Origin of the sequence: Roseixanthobacter liquoris (assembly GCF_043195135.2) — a bacterium.
GTDB lineage: Bacteria > Pseudomonadota > Alphaproteobacteria > Rhizobiales > Xanthobacteraceae > NCEH01.
This window is the reverse complement of sequence record NZ_CM195537.1, coordinates 951,708-970,506: the sequence shown is the minus strand read 5'-3', so window position 1 is coordinate 970,506 and position 18,799 is coordinate 951,708. Positions and strand designations below refer to the sequence as shown.

Annotated in this window: 21 protein-coding genes; 13 read left to right on the top strand and 8 right to left on the bottom strand. The window is 66.9% G+C overall.

Annotated features, from left to right (window positions below; translation table 11 throughout):
* Window positions 1-46 precede the first annotated feature (46 nt).
* Genes V5F84_RS04435 through V5F84_RS04400 form a run of 8 tightly spaced genes read left to right on the top strand, consistent with a single transcriptional unit; the run spans window position 47 to window position 6,793 of the window.
* Entirely contained in the window at window positions 47-1,348 is a 1,302-nt protein-coding gene (locus V5F84_RS04435; RefSeq protein WP_394045197.1) for an ABC transporter substrate-binding protein, read from the top strand.
* Window positions 1,349-1,370: 22 nt separating this feature from the next.
* The gene (locus V5F84_RS04430; RefSeq protein WP_394045195.1) at window positions 1,371-2,276 is read left to right on the top strand and encodes a branched-chain amino acid ABC transporter permease; all 906 of its coding nucleotides are present in this window, start codon (window positions 1,371-1,373) and stop codon (window positions 2,274-2,276) included.
* Window positions 2,276-3,211 carry a branched-chain amino acid ABC transporter permease gene (locus V5F84_RS04425; protein WP_394045193.1) on the top strand — a complete coding sequence of 312 codons (936 nt, stop codon included), beginning with the start codon at window positions 2,276-2,278 and terminating at the stop codon, window positions 3,209-3,211. Before V5F84_RS04430 ends, V5F84_RS04425 begins: the two co-directional genes overlap by 1 nt.
* Window positions 3,208-3,951 (top strand): ABC transporter ATP-binding protein, encoded by a 744-nt coding sequence (locus tag V5F84_RS04420; protein ID WP_394045191.1) that lies wholly within the window; start codon window positions 3,208-3,210, stop codon window positions 3,949-3,951. Before V5F84_RS04425 ends, V5F84_RS04420 begins: the two co-directional genes overlap by 4 nt.
* Window position 3,952: 1 nt before the next feature.
* Window positions 3,953-4,657: an ABC transporter ATP-binding protein gene (locus tag V5F84_RS04415; protein ID WP_394045189.1), complete on the top strand. Its 705-nt coding sequence runs from the start codon at window positions 3,953-3,955 to the stop codon at window positions 4,655-4,657.
* A gap of 51 nt (window positions 4,658-4,708) precedes the next feature.
* Window positions 4,709-5,461, top strand: coding sequence for an SDR family oxidoreductase (locus tag V5F84_RS04410; RefSeq protein WP_394045187.1), 753 nt, complete (start codon window positions 4,709-4,711; stop codon window positions 5,459-5,461).
* Between the two features lie 38 nt (window positions 5,462-5,499).
* Window positions 5,500-5,895, top strand: coding sequence for a carboxymuconolactone decarboxylase family protein (locus V5F84_RS04405; RefSeq protein ID WP_394045185.1), 396 nt, complete (start codon window positions 5,500-5,502; stop codon window positions 5,893-5,895).
* Window positions 5,896-5,941: 46 nt separating this feature from the next.
* Window positions 5,942-6,793, top strand: coding sequence for an NAD(P)-binding domain-containing protein (locus V5F84_RS04400; protein WP_509277198.1), 852 nt, complete (start codon window positions 5,942-5,944; stop codon window positions 6,791-6,793).
* A 91-nt stretch (window positions 6,794-6,884) separates the two neighbouring features.
* Here the strand turns inward: V5F84_RS04400 and V5F84_RS04395 are convergent, their stop codons facing one another.
* Window positions 6,885-7,139 (bottom strand): hypothetical protein, encoded by a 255-nt coding sequence (locus tag V5F84_RS04395; protein ID WP_394045183.1) that lies wholly within the window; start codon window positions 7,137-7,139, stop codon window positions 6,885-6,887.
* Between the two features lie 251 nt (window positions 7,140-7,390).
* On the opposite strand from V5F84_RS04395, the gene V5F84_RS04390 reads away from it, so the two are divergent.
* Together V5F84_RS04390 and V5F84_RS04385 are read left to right on the top strand one after the other, a co-directional pair.
* Window positions 7,391-7,828 (top strand): VOC family protein, encoded by a 438-nt coding sequence (locus V5F84_RS04390; RefSeq protein WP_394045181.1) that lies wholly within the window; start codon window positions 7,391-7,393, stop codon window positions 7,826-7,828.
* Between the two features lie 47 nt (window positions 7,829-7,875).
* Complete coding sequence (locus V5F84_RS04385; RefSeq protein ID WP_394045179.1) at window positions 7,876-8,358, top strand: VOC family protein; 483 nt, start codon at window positions 7,876-7,878, stop codon at window positions 8,356-8,358.
* Between the two features lie 16 nt (window positions 8,359-8,374).
* Here the strand turns inward: V5F84_RS04385 and V5F84_RS04380 are convergent, their stop codons facing one another.
* From V5F84_RS04380 to V5F84_RS04350, 7 genes are all read right to left on the bottom strand, one after another.
* Window positions 8,375-9,157 carry a TrmB family transcriptional regulator gene (locus tag V5F84_RS04380; protein WP_394045177.1) on the bottom strand — a complete coding sequence of 261 codons (783 nt, stop codon included), beginning with the start codon at window positions 9,155-9,157 and terminating at the stop codon, window positions 8,375-8,377.
* A 113-nt stretch (window positions 9,158-9,270) separates the two neighbouring features.
* Window positions 9,271-10,197 (bottom strand): carbon-nitrogen hydrolase family protein, encoded by a 927-nt coding sequence (locus tag V5F84_RS04375; RefSeq protein ID WP_394045175.1) that lies wholly within the window; start codon window positions 10,195-10,197, stop codon window positions 9,271-9,273.
* A 30-nt stretch (window positions 10,198-10,227) separates the two neighbouring features.
* Window positions 10,228-10,932, bottom strand: coding sequence for an ABC transporter ATP-binding protein (locus V5F84_RS04370; RefSeq protein ID WP_394045173.1), 705 nt, complete (start codon window positions 10,930-10,932; stop codon window positions 10,228-10,230).
* Entirely contained in the window at window positions 10,925-11,704 is a 780-nt protein-coding gene (locus V5F84_RS04365; protein ID WP_394045171.1) for an ABC transporter ATP-binding protein, read from the bottom strand. The genes V5F84_RS04370 and V5F84_RS04365 overlap by 8 nt, the downstream gene beginning before the upstream one ends.
* 1 nt (window position 11,705) lies before the next feature.
* The gene (locus V5F84_RS04360) at window positions 11,706-12,728 is read right to left on the bottom strand and encodes a branched-chain amino acid ABC transporter permease (RefSeq protein ID WP_394045169.1); all 1,023 of its coding nucleotides are present in this window, start codon (window positions 12,726-12,728) and stop codon (window positions 11,706-11,708) included.
* 3 nt (window positions 12,729-12,731) lie between these two features.
* Window positions 12,732-13,583: a branched-chain amino acid ABC transporter permease gene (locus tag V5F84_RS04355; RefSeq protein WP_394045167.1), complete on the bottom strand. Its 852-nt coding sequence runs from the start codon at window positions 13,581-13,583 to the stop codon at window positions 12,732-12,734.
* A 78-nt stretch (window positions 13,584-13,661) separates the two neighbouring features.
* A complete protein-coding gene (locus V5F84_RS04350; protein WP_394045165.1) occupies window positions 13,662-14,879 on the bottom strand; it encodes an ABC transporter substrate-binding protein in 1,218 nt (405 codons plus the stop codon).
* A 471-nt stretch (window positions 14,880-15,350) separates the two neighbouring features.
* Between V5F84_RS04350 and V5F84_RS04345 the strand changes: the two genes are divergently transcribed.
* From V5F84_RS04345 to V5F84_RS04335, 3 genes are all read left to right on the top strand, one after another.
* A complete protein-coding gene (locus V5F84_RS04345) occupies window positions 15,351-16,559 on the top strand; it encodes an ABC transporter substrate-binding protein (RefSeq protein WP_394045163.1) in 1,209 nt (402 codons plus the stop codon).
* 92 nt (window positions 16,560-16,651) lie between these two features.
* Complete coding sequence (locus V5F84_RS04340) at window positions 16,652-17,719, top strand: phenylacetaldoxime dehydratase family protein (RefSeq protein WP_394045161.1); 1,068 nt, start codon at window positions 16,652-16,654, stop codon at window positions 17,717-17,719.
* A 77-nt stretch (window positions 17,720-17,796) separates the two neighbouring features.
* Window positions 17,797-18,777, top strand: a complete 981-nt coding sequence (locus V5F84_RS04335) for a serine hydrolase (protein WP_394045159.1) — start codon at window positions 17,797-17,799, stop codon at window positions 18,775-18,777.
* Window positions 18,778-18,799 lie beyond the last annotated feature (22 nt).

Below are 18,799 nucleotides of genomic sequence, written 5' to 3'. Positions count from 1 at the left end.
CCCACAAGGTCAGCGAAAAGCTGCGGGTTTCTTGGAGGAGACGTTCATGATTGCAAAGGCCGCCATGGCTGCGCTCAGCGCTGCCGTACTCGCGATTACCCCGGCATCCGCCGTTGAAAAACCCAAGGAACTGGTGATCGGGATCACCACCTTCCTGTCGGGCCCGGCGTCGGTCTTCGGCGTTCCGGGTAAGAACGCGGCCGACATGCTGATCGCCGATCTCAACGCCAAGGGCGGCATCCTGGGCGTGCCCGTGCGGGCGATCGTCATCGACGAAGGCGCCGGCGCCAACCAGCTCATGTCGGAATATCGCCGCGTGGTGCTGAACGAGGGCGCGCAGGTGATGCTGGCCTCCGTGTCCAGCGCCAATTGCCTCGCCCTGAGCCCGGTGGCGGAAGACCTGGAAGTCCCGAACATCCTCTGGGATTGCAGCTCGCCCCGCATCTTCGAGGACAATAAATACAAATATTCCGTGCGCACCCAGGCGCATACCGGCGCCGAAATGCTGGCGGCGGCCCTGTATCTCGTGAAGAACAAGCCGAACTTCAAGACCATCGCCGGCGTGAACCAGGATTACGCCGCCGGGCGCGACCAGTGGGGCCTGTTCCTCGTCGCGCTCAAGGCGCTCAAGCCGGATATCCAGGTGGTGGCGGAGCTGTTCCCGAAGTTCGGCGCCCCGGATTATTCCACCGAGATTTCCCGCCTCCAGGCGCTGAAGCCGGACGTGGTGGTGAATACCTCGTGGGGCGGTGACCTCGACACCTTCGTCCAGCAGGCGGCGGCGCGCGGCTTCATGACCCAGAGCACCTTCGTTCTGCCGCTCGGCGAAAGCTCGCTGGAGCGCCTCGGCGACGCGGTGCCCCCCGGCGTCATCATCGGCGGACGCGGCGATCATTACTTCCTGCATCCCAAGCATCTCAAGGACGCGGCATTCCAGGACTTCGTGAAGCGCTATCACGACAAGACCGGCGCCTATCCCATCTATCCCGTGTTCCACATGGCGCAGGCCATCGCCGCGCTTCAGGACGCCTATGCGAAGGCCGCCAAGGACAACAACGGCCAGTGGCCCTCGAAGGACCAGCTGCTCGCCGCCTTCCAGAAGCTGAAGTTCCACGGCCTCACCAGCGACGTGACCATCCGCGAGGATCACCAGGGCCTGGAAGACCAGCTCATCGGCACCACCATCCGCGTGCCGCAATATCCCTTCGCGGTGCTGGACAACATCTCGATCTATCCCGGCGCGCTCGTGACCACCCCCATCGGCGACAAGTCGGCGGAATGGCTGAGCAAGATCAAGCCCGCGATGGCGAACGATCCGTCCATCGAAACCTTCGCCACGGCGAAGTAAAGGGATCGGTGAGGCCGTCCGCATGTCCTTGGACATCATCCTTCTGGCCATGCTCGATGGCCTCTCCTATGGCGCCCAGGTGTTCCTGGTCGCCGTAGGGCTCTCGTTGATCTTCGGCGTCCTGCGGATCGTCAACGTGGCCCATGGGAGCTTCTATGCCATCGGCGCCTATGTGGCGGCCTCGCTTGGCATCTGGATCGCCACCGCGGGCTGGAGCCCGTGGCTCTCCTACCCCGCCATGCTGGTCGCCGCGATCCTGGTGGGCGTGGTGGTGGGCGGCCTCCTGGAGGCGACGCTGCTGCGCCGCATCTACGGCAAGGAGCAGGTGCTCCAGCTGCTGGTGACCTTCGCCGTCTTCATGATCCTGGAAGACGTGCAGAAGGTGACCTGGGGGGTGAAGCCGTATTTCGTCAATACGCCGCTGAGCCTGCTCGGCACGGTGCACGTGCTCGGCATCAATTATTCGGTCTATCAGCTCGCCGTCCTGCCGCTGGTGGCGCTGTGCGTGCTGCTGGGGCTGCGCTTCATCCTGCGCCACACCCGCATCGGCCGCATCGTCACCGCCGTGACCGAGGACCGCGAGGCCTCCATGGCCATGGGCGTGGATTCCAGCCGCGTCTATCTGTTCACCTTCATGGCCGGCGCCGCGCTCGCGGCCTTCGGCGGGGCGCTGGCCTCGGGCTCGACCTCGCTCGTGCCCGGCATGGGCTCGGGCATGATCATCCTCTCCTTCGCGGTCGCCGCCACGGCGGGCCTGGGCCAGATCGAGGGCGCGGCGGTGGCGGCGCTCATGATCGGGCTCGGGCGCTCCATCGCGGTCTATCTCGCGCCGGAATTTGACGTGCTGATGCCGTATCTGATCATGTTCGTGGTGCTCCTGTTCAAGCCGCAGGGCCTGTTCAGCACCCTCCAGACGAGGAAGGTGTGATGCGCTTCGACCTCCTGTTCGGCGCGATCGCCTTCTGCGCGGTGGCGGGCGTTCCCTTCTTCATTCCCTGGGCGACGGTGATGCTCACCATCGCGCTCGGCGTGGGCCTTGCGGTGCTCGGCGTCGTGGTCCTGCTGCGGGCGGGGCAGATCTCGTTCGGCCACGGCCTGTATTATGCCGCCGGCGCCTATACGGTCGCGTTCCTGGTGCAGGCGCGCCTGGGCCTCGACACCCTGCTGCTGCTGCCGGCGGGCGCGCTGGTGGCGAGCGGGATCGCCGTGGTGTTCGGCTTCTTCGCCGTGCGCTATCGCGACATCTTCTTCGCCATGATCAACCTCGCGGTGTCCATGGTCGCCTTCTCGCTGCTTGAGAAGCTCTATTCCATCACCGGCGGCGGCGACGGCCTCAACGTGGCGCGGCCGACGCTGGCCGGCCTCAAGCTCGGGCGGGTCTCGTTCGAATTCTGGATGTTCTACACCACGCTTGCCCTCGTCGTGGTGGTGGCGCTGGTGGTGGGGCGCTATCTCGCCTCGCCGCTCGGCAAGGGGCTGGAGGCGATCAAGTCCAACGAGACGCGGCTCGAATATCTCGGCGTCTCCAGCGGCCGCATCCTGCACATCGCCTATGCGGTCTCGGCCTGCCTCGCCGGGCTCGGCGGCGGCGTCATCGCCATCGTCACCGGCCATGTGGCGCCGGAATTCGCCTATTGGGTGCGCTCGGGCGAATTCGTCTTCATCGCCATTCTCGGCGGCGCGGGCAATGTGGTGGGCGCGTTCGCCGGCTCGATCGTCTATGAGATCGTGCGCAACTACGCCGCCGCGTTCGCCGCCGATTACTGGCAGACCATTCTCGGCGTCTCGCTCATCGCCATCATCATGTTCGCGCCCCAGGGCCTGACCCAGATGCGCTTCGGCAAGAAGAGGGGCGGCGCATGACCCAGATCGTTCTCAAGGCCGAGAATCTGCGCCTGCGCTTCGGCGGCGTGGTGGCCGCCGACGGTGCCTCGCTGACCGCCCATGCGGGCGAGCGCATCGCCATCATCGGCCCCAACGGCGCCGGCAAGACCACCTTCGTCAATATCTGCACCGGCTATCTCAAGCCGCAGTCCGGGGCGGTGATCTTCGAGGGCAAGGACATCACCAAGCTCGCCCCGCGCACCATCGCGCGCGGCGGCATCGGGCGCTCGTTCCAGCTGCCGCAGCTGTTCCTGGACAATACGGTGTTCGAGAACCTGCTGCTCGCGCTCTCCGCCCGCGAGGGCTCATGGCGGCCCTGGATGCGGCTCGACCGCCATCCCAAGGCCGACGAGATGCGCGAGATGCTGGAGGTGATCGGCCTCAGCAAGGTGGGCGAGCGGCCGGTGCGCGAATTGCCGGAGGGCATGCGCAAGCTGATCGACATCGCGCTCGCGCTCGCCCTCAAGCCGCGCCTCGTGTTCATGGACGAGCCGACCAGCGGCGTTTCCAGCCGGGAGAAATTCTCCATCATGGATACCCTGGTGCGGGCGCTGGATCACAGCGCGACCACCGCCATTTTCGTCGAGCACGACATGGACGTGGTCTCCCGCTACGCCGATCGCGTGGCGGTGTGGACCGGCGGCAAGATCGCCTTGGAAGGGACGCCGGAGCATGTGCTCAACGATCCCGACGTGCGCAAGAACGTGATCGGGGTCTGACATGCTGAAGATCGAACGGCTCTCCGCCCAGATCGAAGGCATCGAGGTGCTGCGCCATGCGGACCTCGAAATGCCCCAGGGCTCCACCATCGCCCTGATCGGCCGCAACGGCGCCGGCAAGACCAGCCTGCTGCGGTCCATCATGGGCTTCATGAAGATCACCGCCGGGCAGGTCACGCTCGACGGCAACAGCCTGGCGCAGGTGCCGCCCCATCGCCGGCCCTATCTCGGCATCGGCTATGCGCCGGAGGACCGCCGGCTCTACGGGGCCTTCACGCTGGAGCAGAACCTGCGCTTTCCCGCCGAGGTGATGCGCCTGCCCGAAACCGAGATCGCGCGCCGCCTGGAACGGGTCTATGGCGTGCTGCCCGAACTGAAGGACATGCGCGAGCGGCCCGCCGCCGGCCTCTCGGGCGGGCAAGGCAAGATGGTGGCGCTCGGCCGCGCGCTCATGGCCGGAGACCGCATCATCCTGCTGGACGAGCCGTTCCAGGGCCTCGCGCCGGTCCTGGCGATCCGCTACGGCACCGCGCTGCGGGCGCTGCGCGACGCAGACCGGGACATCACGCTGCTGATCACCGAATCCAATCCCAGCCTGCTGCGCGCCTTCGCCGACCGGATCTATGTGATCGAGCGCGGGGAGGTCTCCGCCCTCGACGCCCTGCCCGCCTCCTCGCTCGAGGACGCCGGGCTCGGCAAGCACTGACGGCGGCCCGCGCGGCCTCCCCGCACTTCACGAAACGTAAGGACAAGAGCCATGTCACTGGACGGAAAAGTCGTCATCGTCACCGGGTCGGCGAGCGGCATCGGGCGGGCGGCGGCGACGCTGTTCGTGCGCGACGGCGCGAAGGTGGTGATCGCCGACAGCAACGAGGCGGCCGCGCGCGAGACCGCCGCCGCCCTCGGTCCGAACGCCCGGGCGCTGCGCACCGACGTCAGCAAGGATGCCGATGTGCGCGCGCTCGTGGCCTTCACCCTGGAGCAGTTCGGCCGCATCGACGTGCTGGTGAACAATGCCGGCTTCGGCTTCACCGGCACCGTGGTGAGCATCGCGGAAGAAGATTGGGACCGGCTGATGTCGGTCAATCTGAAGGGCGTGTTCCTGTGCTCCAAGCACGTCATCCCGGTCATGGCCGCCCAGGGCGGCGGGGCGATCGTCAACACCGGCTCCTATACCGCCAGCGTCGGGATTGCGGATCGCGCGGCCTATGTGGCCTCCAAGGGCGGCGTGGTGGCGCTCACGCGCGCCATGGCGCTCGACCATGTGGACCAGAACATCCGCGTGAACGCGGTCGCGCCGGGCACGGTCCATTCCCCCTATTTCGACCGCATGTTCGCGCAATCCGCCGATCCCGCCGGGATGAAGAAGGCGCTCGACGACCGCGCCCCCATGCACCGCATGGGCCGGCCGGAGGAGATCGCCGAAGCCATTCTCTGGCTCGCCTCCGACAAGGCGGCGTTCGCCACCGGGTCCACCCTCACCATCGATGGCGGCACCTCCATCTGGTGATGGCGGGACCGCGCGCATTTCTTCAAGGAGCTATCCCCATGGCCGACACGCGTCCGCGTTCCGAAAAGTTTGAAAAAGGCCTCAAGACCCGCCGCGAGGTGCTGGGCGAGGACTATGTCAACCGCTCGGTCGACAATGCCACCGACTTCAACTGGCCGATGCAGGTGCTGACCACCGAATATTGCTGGGACAATATCTGGAACCGGCCCGGCCTCGACCGCCGCTCGCGCTCCATCCTGAACCTCGGCATGATCAGCGCCCTGAACCGTCCGCACGAACTGAAGCTGCACATTCGCGGCGCGCTCAACAACGGGCTGACGAAGGAAGAAATCACCGAAATCCTGCTTCAGGTGGGCGTCTATTGCGGCATCCCCGCCGCCATCGACGGGTTCCGCATCGCCAACGAGGTGCTGAAGGAGATGGGCCTTGACTGATCCGGCGACATCCAAGCCGGTGGTCGCGATGATCGGCCTCGGCATGATGGGGCTGCCCATGGCGGCGTGCCTCGTGAAGGCCGGCTTCGACACGCGCGGCGCCGATCTCTCCCCCGCCGCGCGCGACGCCTTCGCCGCCGCCGGCGGATCGGCCTTCGCCGAGGCCCGCGAGGCGGTGCGTGGCGCGGACGTGGTGATCACCATGCTGCCCGACGGCAGGATCGTGCGCGACGTGCTGGTGGGGGCGAACGCCCTGGCGGACCATCTCGCGCCCGGCACCCTCATCATCGACATGAGTTCCTCGGCGCCGCTCGGCACCGCCAAGCTTGGGGAAGAGCTGGCCGCGAAGGGCCTGCGCTTCATCGACGCTCCGGTTTCCGGCGGCGTGCGCCGGGCGGTGAGCGGCACGCTCGCCATCATGGCCGGCGGACCGCTGGAGGATGTGGAGCGCGCCCGTCCGGTTCTGGCGGCCATGGGCCAGTCGATCTTCGCCACCGGCCCGCTGGGCTCGGGCCACGCCATGAAGGCGCTGAACAATTACGTCTCCGCCGCCGGCCTCGTTGCCGCCGCCGAAGCGGTGATCGTCGCGAAGCGCTTCGGGCTGGATCCGAACGTGGTGGTGGACGTGCTCAATGCCTCCACGGGCAAGAACAATTCGACCGAAGTGAAGATGAAGCCCTTCATCATCTCGCAGACCTTCGGCTCGGGCTTCTCGCTCGCCCTGATGGCGAAAGACCTGCGCACCGCCGCCGAATTGGCGGACGCGCTGGATGTTCCCGTCCCGGTCATCCAGTCCACCGCCGACCTGTGGGACGATGCGAAGGCGAAGCTGGAGCGCGGCGCGGACCATACCGAGATCTATCGCTACCTCGCGCAGCTTTCGGCCGGCGCGACCTGATCCCTCGCCTCGGATCGAGGGCCCGCGCCGGGCCGGTGCGGGCGCCGGCCCGGCCATCCCGGGTCAGCGAGGCGCGCTCCGCCCGCCTTGCTCAGCCGTCCTGGCCGCTGAATTGCGGCGGCAGCTGGCCGGTCTTGAAGAGGATGGTGGGCTCGTCGTCGTAATCGCCCATCTCGGCATCGCCGGAGGAGGAGAATGCGACCACGCCGGCGCGGGTCTCAGCCAGCCGCTCGGCCAGCCGTTCGGCGGCGCCGGCGGACTTGCAGGAAACCGGGGCTTCGGCGATCAGGCGCTTGCCCTTGCCGGCCTTGTATCCCTGGACGATGTAAACCGTCTCGCGCGCCATGGCCTCTCCTCCTGCGCCCGCGCCCGGGGCGATCTTTCGCTGTGGCGCGAGGTGGTCACACTCGAGCCTCCACGTACAGCGCCTTGCGTGCCGATCGCGCGGGTTTCCCCATCGCGCGGCCGAACCACGGCGAGGCACGGCCCGGGCGCGGCAGGACCCGGGCACGCCGCCGGGCCGGCGGATTTTTTCGGCCCTGTTGTCGGCCGGGGTTTTCCCGCATCGTCCTTGGACGCCAACGGAGGACATGCCCCATGCCGAAGATGATTTTCGTGAACCTGCCGGTTTCCGACCTGCCGCGCGCCAATGCCTTCTACGAAGCGGTGGGCGCGCGGAAGAACCCGCAATTCTCCGACGACACCGCCACCTGCATGGTGTTCTCCGACACCATCCACGCCATGCTCCTGACCCACGACAAGTTCCGCATGTTCTGCGCCAAGCCCATCGTCGATGCGAAGACCGCCTGCGAGGTGCTGATCTGCATCTCCGCCGACAGCCGCGAGGAGGTGGATGCCATCGTCGACAAGGCGGAGTCCGCCGGCGGCACCGCCGATCCCAACCCGACGCAGGACTACGGCTTCATGTACGGCCGCAGCTTCGAGGACCCGGACGGCCACATCTGGGAAATCATGTGGATGGATATGGAAGCCGCCACCGCCGCCATGGCCGCCGACCAGCTCGTGCAGGGCTGAACCGCGCCTGCGCGGGCCTCGCCCGCATACCCGCGAAAGGATGGGCCATGTCCAAGATTTCCCCCTGCCTGTGGTTTGAGCGGGAGGCGGAGGAGGGGGCGAATTTCTACGTCTCCCTGCTGCCGGACTCGCGCATCGAGCATGTCCAGCGCAATGTGAGTGATTCGCCGGGCGGCAAGGCCGGGACCGTGCTCGTGGTGGATTTTACCCTCGCCGGCCAGCGCTTCATGGCGCTGAACGGCGGCATGCGGGTCGACTACACCCATGCGGTCTCGTTCAAGATCGATTGCGCGGACCAGGCGGAAGTGGACCACCTGTGGGATGCCCTGGCGCAGGGCGGGCGGATCGAGCGATGCGGCTGGCTGCAGGATCGCTTTGGCGTGCCCTGGCAGATCGTGCCGCGCGTGCTGCCGCAGTTGCTGGGCGATCCCGATCCCGCCAAGGCCCAGCGCGTGATGGCCGCGATGTTGGGCATGGTGAAGCTTGACATCGCCGCGCTGAAGGCCGCGCACGCGGGCACCGCCGCGTGAGCGTTTCAGGATCGGCTCAGGCGCCCTTGCGGCGCCGGCCGTTGGGGCGCGGCGGCGGCTCCTCCGCCGGCGCGCTCAGCGACCAGAGGGTTTCGAACAGCACCGTCTGGAGCCGCGCGAAATCCTCGCTCTCGATCACCAGGCCGTAATTCTCGCGCTTGGACGAGATGATGGCGACCTTGTCGTCATAGACATATTGCGTCACCGACAGGGTGATGCTTTCCGGCGCGTAGCGCAGTTCGCGCAGCTCCTGCGGCGTGGACGGCCAGATGCGCTCGGTGTCCTTGTGGCGCGAGCGCAGGACCTGGAGCTTGATGCCCTTCTTCAGCCGCTCGGCGATGTAGCTGTCCATCTCGTCCAGGCCGGGCGTCTCGATCAGCTCGTCCATGGAGAGGATGCCGCGCAGCACCTTGCTCTGGCAGGAGAGGGTTTCCCACAGCACGGTGCGCACGCCCTCCTCCCCTTCATAGAAGCGGATCTGCGGCTTGCCCTTGGCGCGATTGTAGAGCGAGCGGATCTGCGGCATCAGATCGCCCAGCACCTGCCGGCGCAGCTCCAGCCGCTGCAACATGCCGACCGGATCCTCCGCGACGATGAAGCGGCGGCCCTGCCGCTCCTCCACGCGGATCAGTTCCTCCTGCTCCAGGCGGGCGAGCACGTCATAGGCGGTCGTGCGCGCAAGGCCCGCGCGGGTCGCCACCTCCTGGACCGGCGCCTCGCCCAGTTCCACGGCCGCCATATACAGCTTGAACAGCTTGCCGGTGATGCCGATCTTGGCGAGCTTTTCCTCGATATCCATGATGCCCTATGCGATTGCCGTGCTTCACCGCACCGTACCGCAATCCGCCACGGCCGGCGCGGCGGCGGCGGCAAAATATGGCGAATTGCAGGAGGAAACGAGCCCCGCCCCGCTCAGCCCTTCAGGGCCACGGCGGTCTGCGGTGCCTCGTTGACGGTGAGGGAGAACACGTCGGGCCGGGCATAATTGCCGGCCACGTCGAAATCGAACTTGGCGCGGCCGAGTTCGTCCGTGTCCAGCTCCGCAGTCAGCAGGCATTCCTCGTCGAACACCGGTCCGGCCAGCACCTGGCCCAGCGGGCCGATGATCGCGGCCCCGCCGTGCATCACATAGGTCTCGGGATCGGCATCGATGGCGGAGCGATAATCGGCCGGAAAATCCCCGCGCTTCACCACCTGGCAGGTGGACAGCACGAAGCAGCGGCCTTCCAGCGCGATATGGCGGATGGTGGGCAACCAGGTCTCGCGGTCGTCCGCGGTGGGGGCGCAATAGAGCGAGACGCCCTTGGCATACATGGTCATGCGCAGCATGGGCATATAGTTTTCCCAGCAGATGACCGCGCCGATCTTGCCGATGGGCGTGTCGAACACCGGCAAGGTGGAGCCATCGCCAAAGCCCCAGGCGAGGCGTTCGCCGGCGGTGGGCATCAGCTTGCGATGCTTGCCCACCAGCGCGCCGTCGGGGCCGAAATACAGCACGGTGCAATACATGGTGCCAAGCTCGCGCTCCATGACGCCGATCACCACGAAGCAATTCGCCGCCGCCGCCGCCTTGCCGAGCCGCTCGGTCTCAGGTCCCGGCACGGCGATGGAGGCATCGAGATAGCGGCGGAATTCATCGCGCCCGCGCACCGTGCGCACGCCGATGGAAATGTCGAAATCCGATCCCTTGGGATAGACCGAGATGAAGGCCTCGGGGAACACCACGATCTGGCATCCCGCCGCGCCCGCCTTGGCGATCCAGTCCTCGGCCTTGGCGATCGAGGCTTCGATGTCGAAGGGCACCGCGCCCACCTGGGCGACGCCGGCTTTTACAATCATGACACGCTCCGTTTGAAAGATTGGGCGCCGCTAGACGCCGAGATAGGCGCGGCGCACCCCGGGGTCCGCCTGAAGCTCCTGCGCGCTGCCGCTCAGCACCACATGGCCGGCTTCCAGCACATAGCCGCGATGGGCGACCGACAGCGCCAGCACCGCGTTCTGCTCCACCAGCAGCACCGAGACGCCCTGCTTGTTGATGGCGCCGATGGCGGCGTGAAGCTCTTCCACCACGATGGGCGCGAGGCCGTGGCTCGGCTCGTCCAGCAGCATCAGCTTGGGATTGCCCATCAGCGCGCGGCCGATGGACACCATCTGCTGCTCGCCGCCGGACATGGAGCCGGCCATCTGGGTGCGCCGCTCGGCGAGGCGCGGGAACAAGGCGAACACCCGGTCCATGCGCGCGGCAAGATCTCGGGCGCGTCTGTCCCCATAGGCGCCCATCATGAGATTGTCGGCGGTGGACATGCGCGGGAACACATGCCGGCCTTCCGGCACATGGCCGATGCCGAGCCCGGGAATGGTGTGGGCGAGCCGCCCGAGCAGGCTCTCGCCCTCGAACACGATGCTGCCGCGCGCCTTGGCGACCAGCCCGGAGATGCTGCGCAGCAGCGTCGTCTTGCCGGCGGTGTTGGCGCCGAGCACCGCCACCGTCTCGCCGCGCGCGACATCAAGGGCGACATCCTCCAGCACGTTCGGTCCGCCATAGGAGGCGCTGAGGCCCCGGATCTCAAGCATGGGCGCCTCCTGCCGCGTTCGTGCCGCCGGTTGCCGCGCCGTGCGCTGCCCCCTGGCCGAGATAGGCCTCGATCACCACCGGATCGTTCGCCACTTCGGCCGGTGTCCCTTGCGCGATCATCCGGCCGAAATTCACCACCAGCAGGCGGTCGCACAGAGCCATGATGGCCCGCATGTGATGTTCCACCACCAGGAAGGTCAGCCCCTCGTCGCGCAGGGAGCGGATCACCGCCATCACCTCGTCCATCTCGCTCGGGGTGAGGGCCGCCATCACTTCGTCGAGCAGCAGGACCTTGGGCTCGGTGGCGAGCGCGCGGGCCATCTCCACCAGCGCCTTCTGGGGAAAGGTGAGGTCCGCGACATCGGTTTCCGCGATCGCCCCGAGGCCGAGCCGCTCTAGCACCGCGCCCGCCTTCATCCGGGCGCTCGCCAGATCATGGCGCAGCAAGGCGGCGGTCAGCACGTTTTCCAGCACGCTCATGTCGGGGAACAGCGCCGCGTTCTGGAAGGTCTTGGTCATGCCCTTGCCCGCGACCCGGTGCGGCTTGAGGCCGGAGACTTTCTCCCCGCCCAGCATCACCTGGCCCGAGGTGAGGCGCTGAAGCCCCACCAGCGAATTGAACAAGGTGGTCTTGCCGGCGCCGTTGGGGCCGATCAGCCCGACGATCTCGCCCGGCGCGAGGGTGAAGGAAATGCCGTCCACCGCCTTCAGCCCGCCGAAGGTGACGGCGATGGCCTCAGCTTCCAGCACGGGAGGGATATGCGCGTTCATCTCACTGGCCTCCCTTGGCGAGGGCCGGCGTCGTCACGGGGGCCGGCGGGCGGGGTGGCGTGCGGCTCCAGCGCTTCGGCCAATAGGCCATGAGGCCGCGCGGCTGGATGAGGATCGCGGCGATCAGGATGACCCCGAACACGAGCTGGGACAGCCCCGCCGCCTTGGAGGAGAGAAACGCGTTCGCCGTCTCCTCCAGCGGGATCAGGAACAGCGCGCCGACGATCGGCCCGGCGAGCGTGCCGAGCCCGCCGACAATGGCGATCATCGCCATGCGCACCGAGACGCCGGCCAGCGAGAAGATGGAATCCGGATCGAAGAAGAAGGTGAACTGGGCGAACACCGAACCGCACACGGCGGTGAGCGCCGCCGAGATCACGCTGGCGGTGAGCTTGACGCGGAATGTATCCACGCCCGCCACTTCCGCCGCCGCCTCGTTCTCGCGCACCGCCCGCAGCCGATAGCCGATGGCGCCGCGCGCCAAAAAGCCGAACACCAGGCACACCAGGGCCAGCAGGCCGAGGATGATCCAGTAATAAGAGGAGACCGCCCGGAACGCGAAGTTCAGCGGCTGGCTGCCCACGAACGGGATGGAGACCCCCACCGGCCCGCCCGTGAGCGAGGCCCAGGAATTGGCGATCACCCGCATCACCTCGGCGAAGGCGAGGGTGGCGAGGGCGAAATAATGCCCCTTCAGGCGGAACGTCGGCAGCGACAGCAGCGCCGCCGCCACTCCCGCCAGCGCCGCGCCCGCCACCAGCCCGAGCCAGGGCGAGATGCCGAGCCGCAGATAGAGCAGGCTTGAAGTATAGGCGCCGATCCCGAAGAACGCGGCATGGCCGAGCGAGACCTGGTTCGCGAGCCCGCCGACGATGTTCCAGGATTGGGCGAGCGCCGCGAACAGCAGCGCCATGGCGGCCACACGCAGCACATGGCCGCGCGGGTCCACATAGAACGGCAGAAGGGCCGCCGCGACGAAGAACAGGAGGAGGAGCAGCAGCCCCGGCGTGAGTTTCGCGCGCATGGCTCAGGCGCCCTTGATGAGGCCCTGCGGGCGCAGGGCGAGAACGGCGATGAAGATGACGAACAGGCACAGGTTCTGAAGCTGGATCGGGAAGAACAGGGTGGAGACCGACTGCACGATCCCCACCACCAGCCCGCCGGCCAGGGCGCCTGCGACGCTGCCCAGCCCGCCCAGCACCACGACCGTGAACATGACCACCACGAACTGGCCGCCGATGGTCGGGCTCACCGTGATGTAGGGCAGGATCACCGCCCCGCCGAACGCGGTGAGCGCGACCCCGAGGCCGAAGGCCACCCCATAGGTGAGGCGCGTATCCACCCCGGTCAGGGTCGCCGCCATGGGGTCCTGCGCCACCGCGCGGATGGCGCGCCCGGTCCAGGAGCGATCGAGGAACAGCCACAAGGCGGCGGCGAGGAACAGGGCCGCTGCGAACGCATAGAGATAGGGCGCGCCAATGAAGATGTCGCCGAGGCGGAACCCCTGCACCTGGTAAGGCACGCTGACAGAGCGGAAATCAGAACCGAACAGGATGAGCGCGGCATTCTCCAGCACGATCAGCAAGCCGACCGTGAGAAACACCTGGGCCGCCGGTGGCGCCTTCAGCACGCGGGCGATCAGCAGCCGCTGCACCAGATAGCCGATGACGAACACAACGATGAAGGAGAGCACCGAGCCCAGCAGCGGGTCGAGCCCCAGATAGCGCCAGGCGAACCAGGCCACATACATGCCGAGCATCAAAAATTCGGCCTGGGCGAAATTGACGACGCCCAGCACGCCGAACACGAGGGACAGGCCCGTGGCGATAACGCCATAGACCCCGCCCAGAAGGATGCCGTCGATCAGGGCTTGCAGCATGAAATCCACCTGAAAGGAAAGCGGGAGGGAAACGGGCGCCCCCTCCCGCGGGAGAGGGCGCGGCGGCGCGACCGCGGCTCAGGGCACCGGCTTGCCGGCCCACACCGGCTTCTGCTTCGCCGCCTTCGGGGGATAGACCGTGACCGGCTCATCGCCGCGCCACTGCACCATGATCGGGAAGGCCGAGGCATTGAGGCCGTTGGCGTCGAATTTCACGCAGCCGCCCGGCACGCCGCGCGCGAAGCCGGCGCAATAATCCAGAGTGGCGAGGGCGTCGCGGATCTTTTCCGGGTCCTTCGACTTCGCCTTCTCGATGGCCTGCACCACCGCATCCAGCGCCGCCGCATGGATCAGCGCCTCATGGGTGATGAAGGTGCCGTATTTTTCCTTGTATTTGGCGGCCAGCTCCGGGATCAGGTCGCCCGAGGCGGCCGCCACCGACAGCACGCCTTCGGCATATTCGCCGAGGCCCTTCTTGAAATCGGGAATGATGTAGCCGGCCGCGCCGCCGACCACGGGAATGTCGATCTGCTGCTGGCGCAGGGCGCGGATGATCAGCAGGCCGTCATTGAGATAGGAGACGGGAAAGGCCATCTGCGCGCCGGACGCGCGGAGCTTGTTCACCAGCGGGGAAACATCGGTGATGCCGAGGGGATAGGCCTCGTCGAGCACCACCTGGACCCCGGCCTTGGTCGCCGCCGCCCGCAGGCCCTTGGCCTGGGCGGTGCCATAGGCGGTGTCCTCGTAGAGGATGGCCACCTTCTCGATCTTCTCGCCCGCCGCCTTGGCGATCTCGGTGGCGTAATCGAACTGCGCCGCGCCGAACACCGTGCCCTTGGGCGAAACCTGGAACACGTATTTATAGCCGCGCTCGGTGATCTGGTCGGCGAAGGCGAAGGTGACGAGTGGAATGCCGGCGCGCTCGGTCACCTCGGAGGCCGCGAGCGTGGTGGAGGAGACGAAGGCGCCGATGATGGCGCTGACATTGTTCTGGGAGATCAGGCGCTGGGTCGCGGCGGCCGCCGTCGCCGGGGTCGGCACATCCGCCGTGACGAGGGCGATCTTCGCCCCGCCCAGCGCCTTGATGCCGCCGGCCGCATTGATCATTTCGACCGCCAGCTCGGTGCCGCGCTGGGAGCCGATGCCGAACTGCGCATTGGGACCGCTCAGCGGCTGGATCACGCCGATCACCACGTCTTCCGCAGCCAGCGCGCGCTTCACCGCGGCTGTGCCGCTCATCACCAGGCCCATGAGGCCGGCCAGGACAATGCGCCGGCGGACGGTCGCTTGGAACATGATGCTCACCTCGCAGGAGAGGGTCTCTGCGGACCCGATGCCGACGAACCTAGGGCATGTCGGGATTTTTCGTCAATCTCCACGCCATTCTGAAAAAGAGGCACCGACGCACAAGAATTCGTCATTTTAGATTATAGTACTGATATTATTGTATATTTTATGCCCATAAAATGGCCATCCGCACGAGTGATGCACCCCAGAACCGGCTTAAAATCTCGTGTCGATATTTTTCGACCAGTATCTCCCGACATAAACCGCCACCCGCCTCCGCCATATCGCCCCCAACCGCCCACCTTCTTGCGCATTGTCGTTTTTTTTCGACGCGGCGATTTTTGCTGAGAAACAATGATTTGTCATGCATTCGTGCCGAGCCTCGGCGCAGATCATCGCGTCGTTCGTCGGAAAAAATTGACAACGCACGCACTTCGTTTTCATTCTATGCCCGCCTTCACAAAAAACGGGAACATGCACATGCGCGACATCTGGAGCGGGAGCCGGGCGGCAGCGATCGCCGTCGGCGCCTCCCTGGCCTTTCTCACCCCCGCCGCCGCACAGGAGACCGTGAAGATCGGCGTCGTCCTGCCGCTCAGCGGTCCGAACGCCCAGTTCGGCGTCAACAGCCGCAACGGCATCGAGATGGCGGCGGCGGCCATCAATGCGTCCGGCGGCCTCAAGGGGCTGGGCGGCGCGAAGATCGAATTGGTCTATGCCGACGTGCCGAGCCCGGCCACGGCCGCCGCCGCCACCCAGCGCCTGCTCAGCCAGGACAAGGTGGTGGGCATGCTCGGGGCGTTCGTCTCCTCGGTGACGCTCGCCGCGTCCGAGGTCACGGAGCGCGCCGGCATCCCCATGATCACCCATTCCTTCGCCGATCAGATCACCTCGCGCGGCTACAAATACATCTTCCAGGTCTCTGCCAAGGCGACCACCTATGGCCAGGCGCAATTCGACTATGCGGCGGCGCTGGCGAAGAAAGCGGGCGTTCCCATCACCAAGGTCGCCATCTTCTATGAGGACACCGCCTATGGCACCGCCCAGGCCAAGGGCCTGCGGGAAGCGGCGAACAAGGCCGGCATTCCCCTGGTGGTGGACGAGGCCTACCCCCTCGGCATCACGGATGTGGCGCCGCTGATCAACAAGCTGCGCGCGTCCGGGGCGGACATCGTCTTCCCCGTCTCCTATTTCAACGACGCGCTCCAGATCATCCGCGCCATGCGCCAGCAGAAGATCGAGATGCCCATCGTCGGCGGCGCGGCCGGATACATCATTCCCGATTTCGCCAAGGGGCTCGGCGAATATGCCGACGGGGTCTTCTCCATCGCCCCGGCCAATTACGACCTCGCCCCCGCGCTCGCCGCCAAATACAAGGAAAAGTACGGGACCTTCATGACCCACGAGGTCATCATGTATGGCGCCGCCCTCGAACACATGGCCAAGGCCATCGACACCGCCCAGTCCCGCGATCCCGACAAGATCCGCGATGCCATCGCCGCGCTGAAACTATGCGGCGAAGGCTTTGCGAAGGGCATTCCGGGCGGCTGCACCGCCTTCGATGCCACCGGCCTCTCCAGCACCGCCTATCCGATCTTCGTGGAATGGCGCGGCGCCGACCTCGCGACGGTCTATCCCTTCGAGACCGCCAAGGCCGCCGCCCGCTGGAACGGCAAGACCCTCAACTGATACCCTGCCCTCGATACCCAGCGGCCGCGACGCATCCGGGCGACGCGGCCGTCTCTCTCTGCCCGCACCCGTCCCCGTCCCGCGAGCCCGCCATGGTTTTCCACATCACCTATCCGCGCATCGTCCCGGAGCGCCGCCCGCCCGGCCACGAACCGGCGGCGCCGCGCTTCTCCCTGCGCTGGAGCGAACCCGTCGGGCTGCTGGTCAGCGATTATTTCGCGCTCCAGGGCGAGGGGCTCAGCTGGGCCGAGCAGGCGGACTTCTTCGCCCGCCTCACCGCCTCCTTCGACGTGGACGGCCCCTGCGCCCACGAGATCATGCGCACCACCGACGAGACCGGCGCTGTGAACGCCATCCTGGTCGCCTATTGGCTGGACGCGACGGCCCATGCGCGCTGGAGCACGACCGCGCCCTTCATGGCCTGGTTCCGCGATCCCGCCCGGCTTCATGGATCGCGCGGCCTGTGGCGCGAGACCATCCGCGTGCCCTACGACCGGCACGAGACCATCTATTCGGCGCCGAACTATCCCATCGGCCTTGCCCGCACGCCGGGCGCGACGCTCCAGCCCATCACCATGAACGGCTATTTCGGCGCCGCGCGCGACCGCATGCCGGTGTCCGCCATCGACACGCTGGAAAGCCCTTATGGCGAGGACATGCCGGCCCGCTGCACGCCGGCGAGCCTCGGGCGGCGGCTGCGGGTGACCTCCTCCCACAACATGATCGCGATCCGCTCCGGCCAATATTGGGAAGGCGCCGGCAACGAGCAGACCGCGGATTATCACGACAATCTCCAGCCCAAGCTGATGCGCGGCATGGGTTATCTCACGGACAATCCGGTCGAGACCGGCACCTTGTCCCTGCGGGTGATGGCCAATCTCGACCCGGAGGGGGCGCCGCGCAAGGAAACCTCGGTGCACGGTTATTTCATCTCGCTGGAGCATCTGGAGCGCTGGGCGAAATCCCACGAGACCCATCTCGACATCTATCGCCACGCCATCGCGATGAACCGCCTCTACAAGGAGAAGCGGGAGGTGGTCACCTGGCACGAGGTGTTCGCGCTGCTGGAAGGGGCGCACATGGAATATGTGAACTGCCATCCCTCCACCGGCCTCCTGCCTTATTTCGAGGCCGTGGACCTCGGCCCCGCCGGCCTCTGAGGGCGCGCCGCGCGTGGCGGGCGTATTGGGGCGGTCGCACGGTTCCTGTAGCGTGCATTCCCTACGGAGGGTGCGTCATGAGCTTGAACCGTCGATTGTTTCTTTCCGGCGCGGCGGTCGCGCCAATGGCCCTCGCCTCGCCCGCCCTCGCGGCCTCAGCGCCGGAGGCGGTGCGCGCCGGATTGAGTCAATTCGACAAGATCCCGGCCACGAAGAGCGCCCTCATCGTCTGCGAGGGAGCGGGCCAGAGCTGGCGGGACGCTCGCGATCCCCAAGCGCCGTTGTTCATCGGCAGCGCAGTGAAGACCTTCATCCTCGCCCAGGCGCTGCGCGCGGCGGAAGCCGGCCTGTTGTCCGAGACCGACCAATGGGCGGTGGATGACAAGGTGCGCTCCGCCAGCAGTCCTGTGCTTCTCAACCTGACCGGAACCACCCAGGCGCGCAGCATCCTCGAAGCCATGATCGCCCACAGCGACAATACCGCCACCGATATCGCCCTCGCCAAAGTGGGCCCCGACAAGGTGCGTGCATTGATCGCCGAAGCCGGGCTTGCGAACACCCGCATCCCCGATTCGACGCGCCGGCTGTTCTCCTACATCGCCGGCGCGCCGTTCGGCACGGATATCGGCTGGGAGGGCGTGAAGAAGCTGGAAACCGGCTGGATGCCCGGCACGCCCCGCCCGCCCGTCAATGATCGGGAAACCATGGTCAGCACCGCCGACGAACTGGTGAAATGGTATCAGACGGCGCTCACCGGCGCTTTCTTCTCAAAGCCGGAAAGCCTTACCGAATTCATGCGCATCCAGTCCATGGCCGACGCCATCGCCCAGGTGGTGCCGCCGGGCCTTGCTGCTTATGCGAAGGGCGGAAGCATCGACTGGGGGAATTTCCACTGCTTCTGCCTGCCGGGCCAGATGGTGGTGGGCGCGGCGCGCGTCACCTTCTGCTTCACGGTCAACTGGACCGGGCCGGACGACAGCGTCGCGGCGGTGTTCCCGCCGTTCCGCGACGCTGTGGCGGCGATCCTGAAGGGGGCGGCGGACGCGCTGCGGGGCTGAGCGCGTCCCGCCGAAAAGCCTT

What these genes read in the sequence shown, in the direction of transcription:
- V5F84_RS04340 (WP_394045161.1), top strand. Translation starts at nt 16,652, where the DNA reads ATGGTTTTCCACATCACCTATCCGCGCATCGTCCCGGAGCGCCGCCCG.
- V5F84_RS04430 (WP_394045195.1), top strand. Translation starts at nt 1,371, where the DNA reads ATGTCCTTGGACATCATCCTTCTGGCCATGCTCGATGGCCTCTCCTAT.
- V5F84_RS04395 (WP_394045183.1), bottom strand. Translation starts at nt 7,139, where the DNA reads ATGGCGCGCGAGACGGTTTACATCGTCCAGGGATACAAGGCCGGCAAG.
- V5F84_RS04375 (WP_394045175.1), bottom strand. Translation starts at nt 10,197, where the DNA reads ATGATTGTAAAAGCCGGCGTCGCCCAGGTGGGCGCGGTGCCCTTCGAC.
- V5F84_RS04350 (WP_394045165.1), bottom strand. Translation starts at nt 14,879, where the DNA reads ATGTTCCAAGCGACCGTCCGCCGGCGCATTGTCCTGGCCGGCCTCATG.
- V5F84_RS04355 (WP_394045167.1), bottom strand. Translation starts at nt 13,583, where the DNA reads ATGCTGCAAGCCCTGATCGACGGCATCCTTCTGGGCGGGGTCTATGGC.
- V5F84_RS04370 (WP_394045173.1), bottom strand. Translation starts at nt 10,932, where the DNA reads ATGCTTGAGATCCGGGGCCTCAGCGCCTCCTATGGCGGACCGAACGTG.
- V5F84_RS04365 (WP_394045171.1), bottom strand. Translation starts at nt 11,704, where the DNA reads ATGAACGCGCATATCCCTCCCGTGCTGGAAGCTGAGGCCATCGCCGTC.
- V5F84_RS04400 (WP_509277198.1), top strand. Translation starts at nt 5,942, where the DNA reads ATGGGGCTGCCCATGGCGGCGTGCCTCGTGAAGGCCGGCTTCGACACG.
- V5F84_RS04435 (WP_394045197.1), top strand. Translation starts at nt 47, where the DNA reads ATGATTGCAAAGGCCGCCATGGCTGCGCTCAGCGCTGCCGTACTCGCG.
- V5F84_RS04380 (WP_394045177.1), bottom strand. Translation starts at nt 9,157, where the DNA reads ATGGATATCGAGGAAAAGCTCGCCAAGATCGGCATCACCGGCAAGCTG.
- V5F84_RS04420 (WP_394045191.1), top strand. Translation starts at nt 3,208, where the DNA reads ATGACCCAGATCGTTCTCAAGGCCGAGAATCTGCGCCTGCGCTTCGGC.
- V5F84_RS04410 (WP_394045187.1), top strand. Translation starts at nt 4,709, where the DNA reads ATGTCACTGGACGGAAAAGTCGTCATCGTCACCGGGTCGGCGAGCGGC.
- V5F84_RS04360 (WP_394045169.1), bottom strand. Translation starts at nt 12,728, where the DNA reads ATGCGCGCGAAACTCACGCCGGGGCTGCTGCTCCTCCTCCTGTTCTTC.
- V5F84_RS04390 (WP_394045181.1), top strand. Translation starts at nt 7,391, where the DNA reads ATGCCGAAGATGATTTTCGTGAACCTGCCGGTTTCCGACCTGCCGCGC.
- V5F84_RS04335 (WP_394045159.1), top strand. Translation starts at nt 17,797, where the DNA reads ATGAGCTTGAACCGTCGATTGTTTCTTTCCGGCGCGGCGGTCGCGCCA.
- V5F84_RS04345 (WP_394045163.1), top strand. Translation starts at nt 15,351, where the DNA reads ATGCGCGACATCTGGAGCGGGAGCCGGGCGGCAGCGATCGCCGTCGGC.
- V5F84_RS04405 (WP_394045185.1), top strand. Translation starts at nt 5,500, where the DNA reads ATGGCCGACACGCGTCCGCGTTCCGAAAAGTTTGAAAAAGGCCTCAAG.
- V5F84_RS04425 (WP_394045193.1), top strand. Translation starts at nt 2,276, where the DNA reads ATGCGCTTCGACCTCCTGTTCGGCGCGATCGCCTTCTGCGCGGTGGCG.
- V5F84_RS04385 (WP_394045179.1), top strand. Translation starts at nt 7,876, where the DNA reads ATGTCCAAGATTTCCCCCTGCCTGTGGTTTGAGCGGGAGGCGGAGGAG.
- V5F84_RS04415 (WP_394045189.1), top strand. Translation starts at nt 3,953, where the DNA reads ATGCTGAAGATCGAACGGCTCTCCGCCCAGATCGAAGGCATCGAGGTG.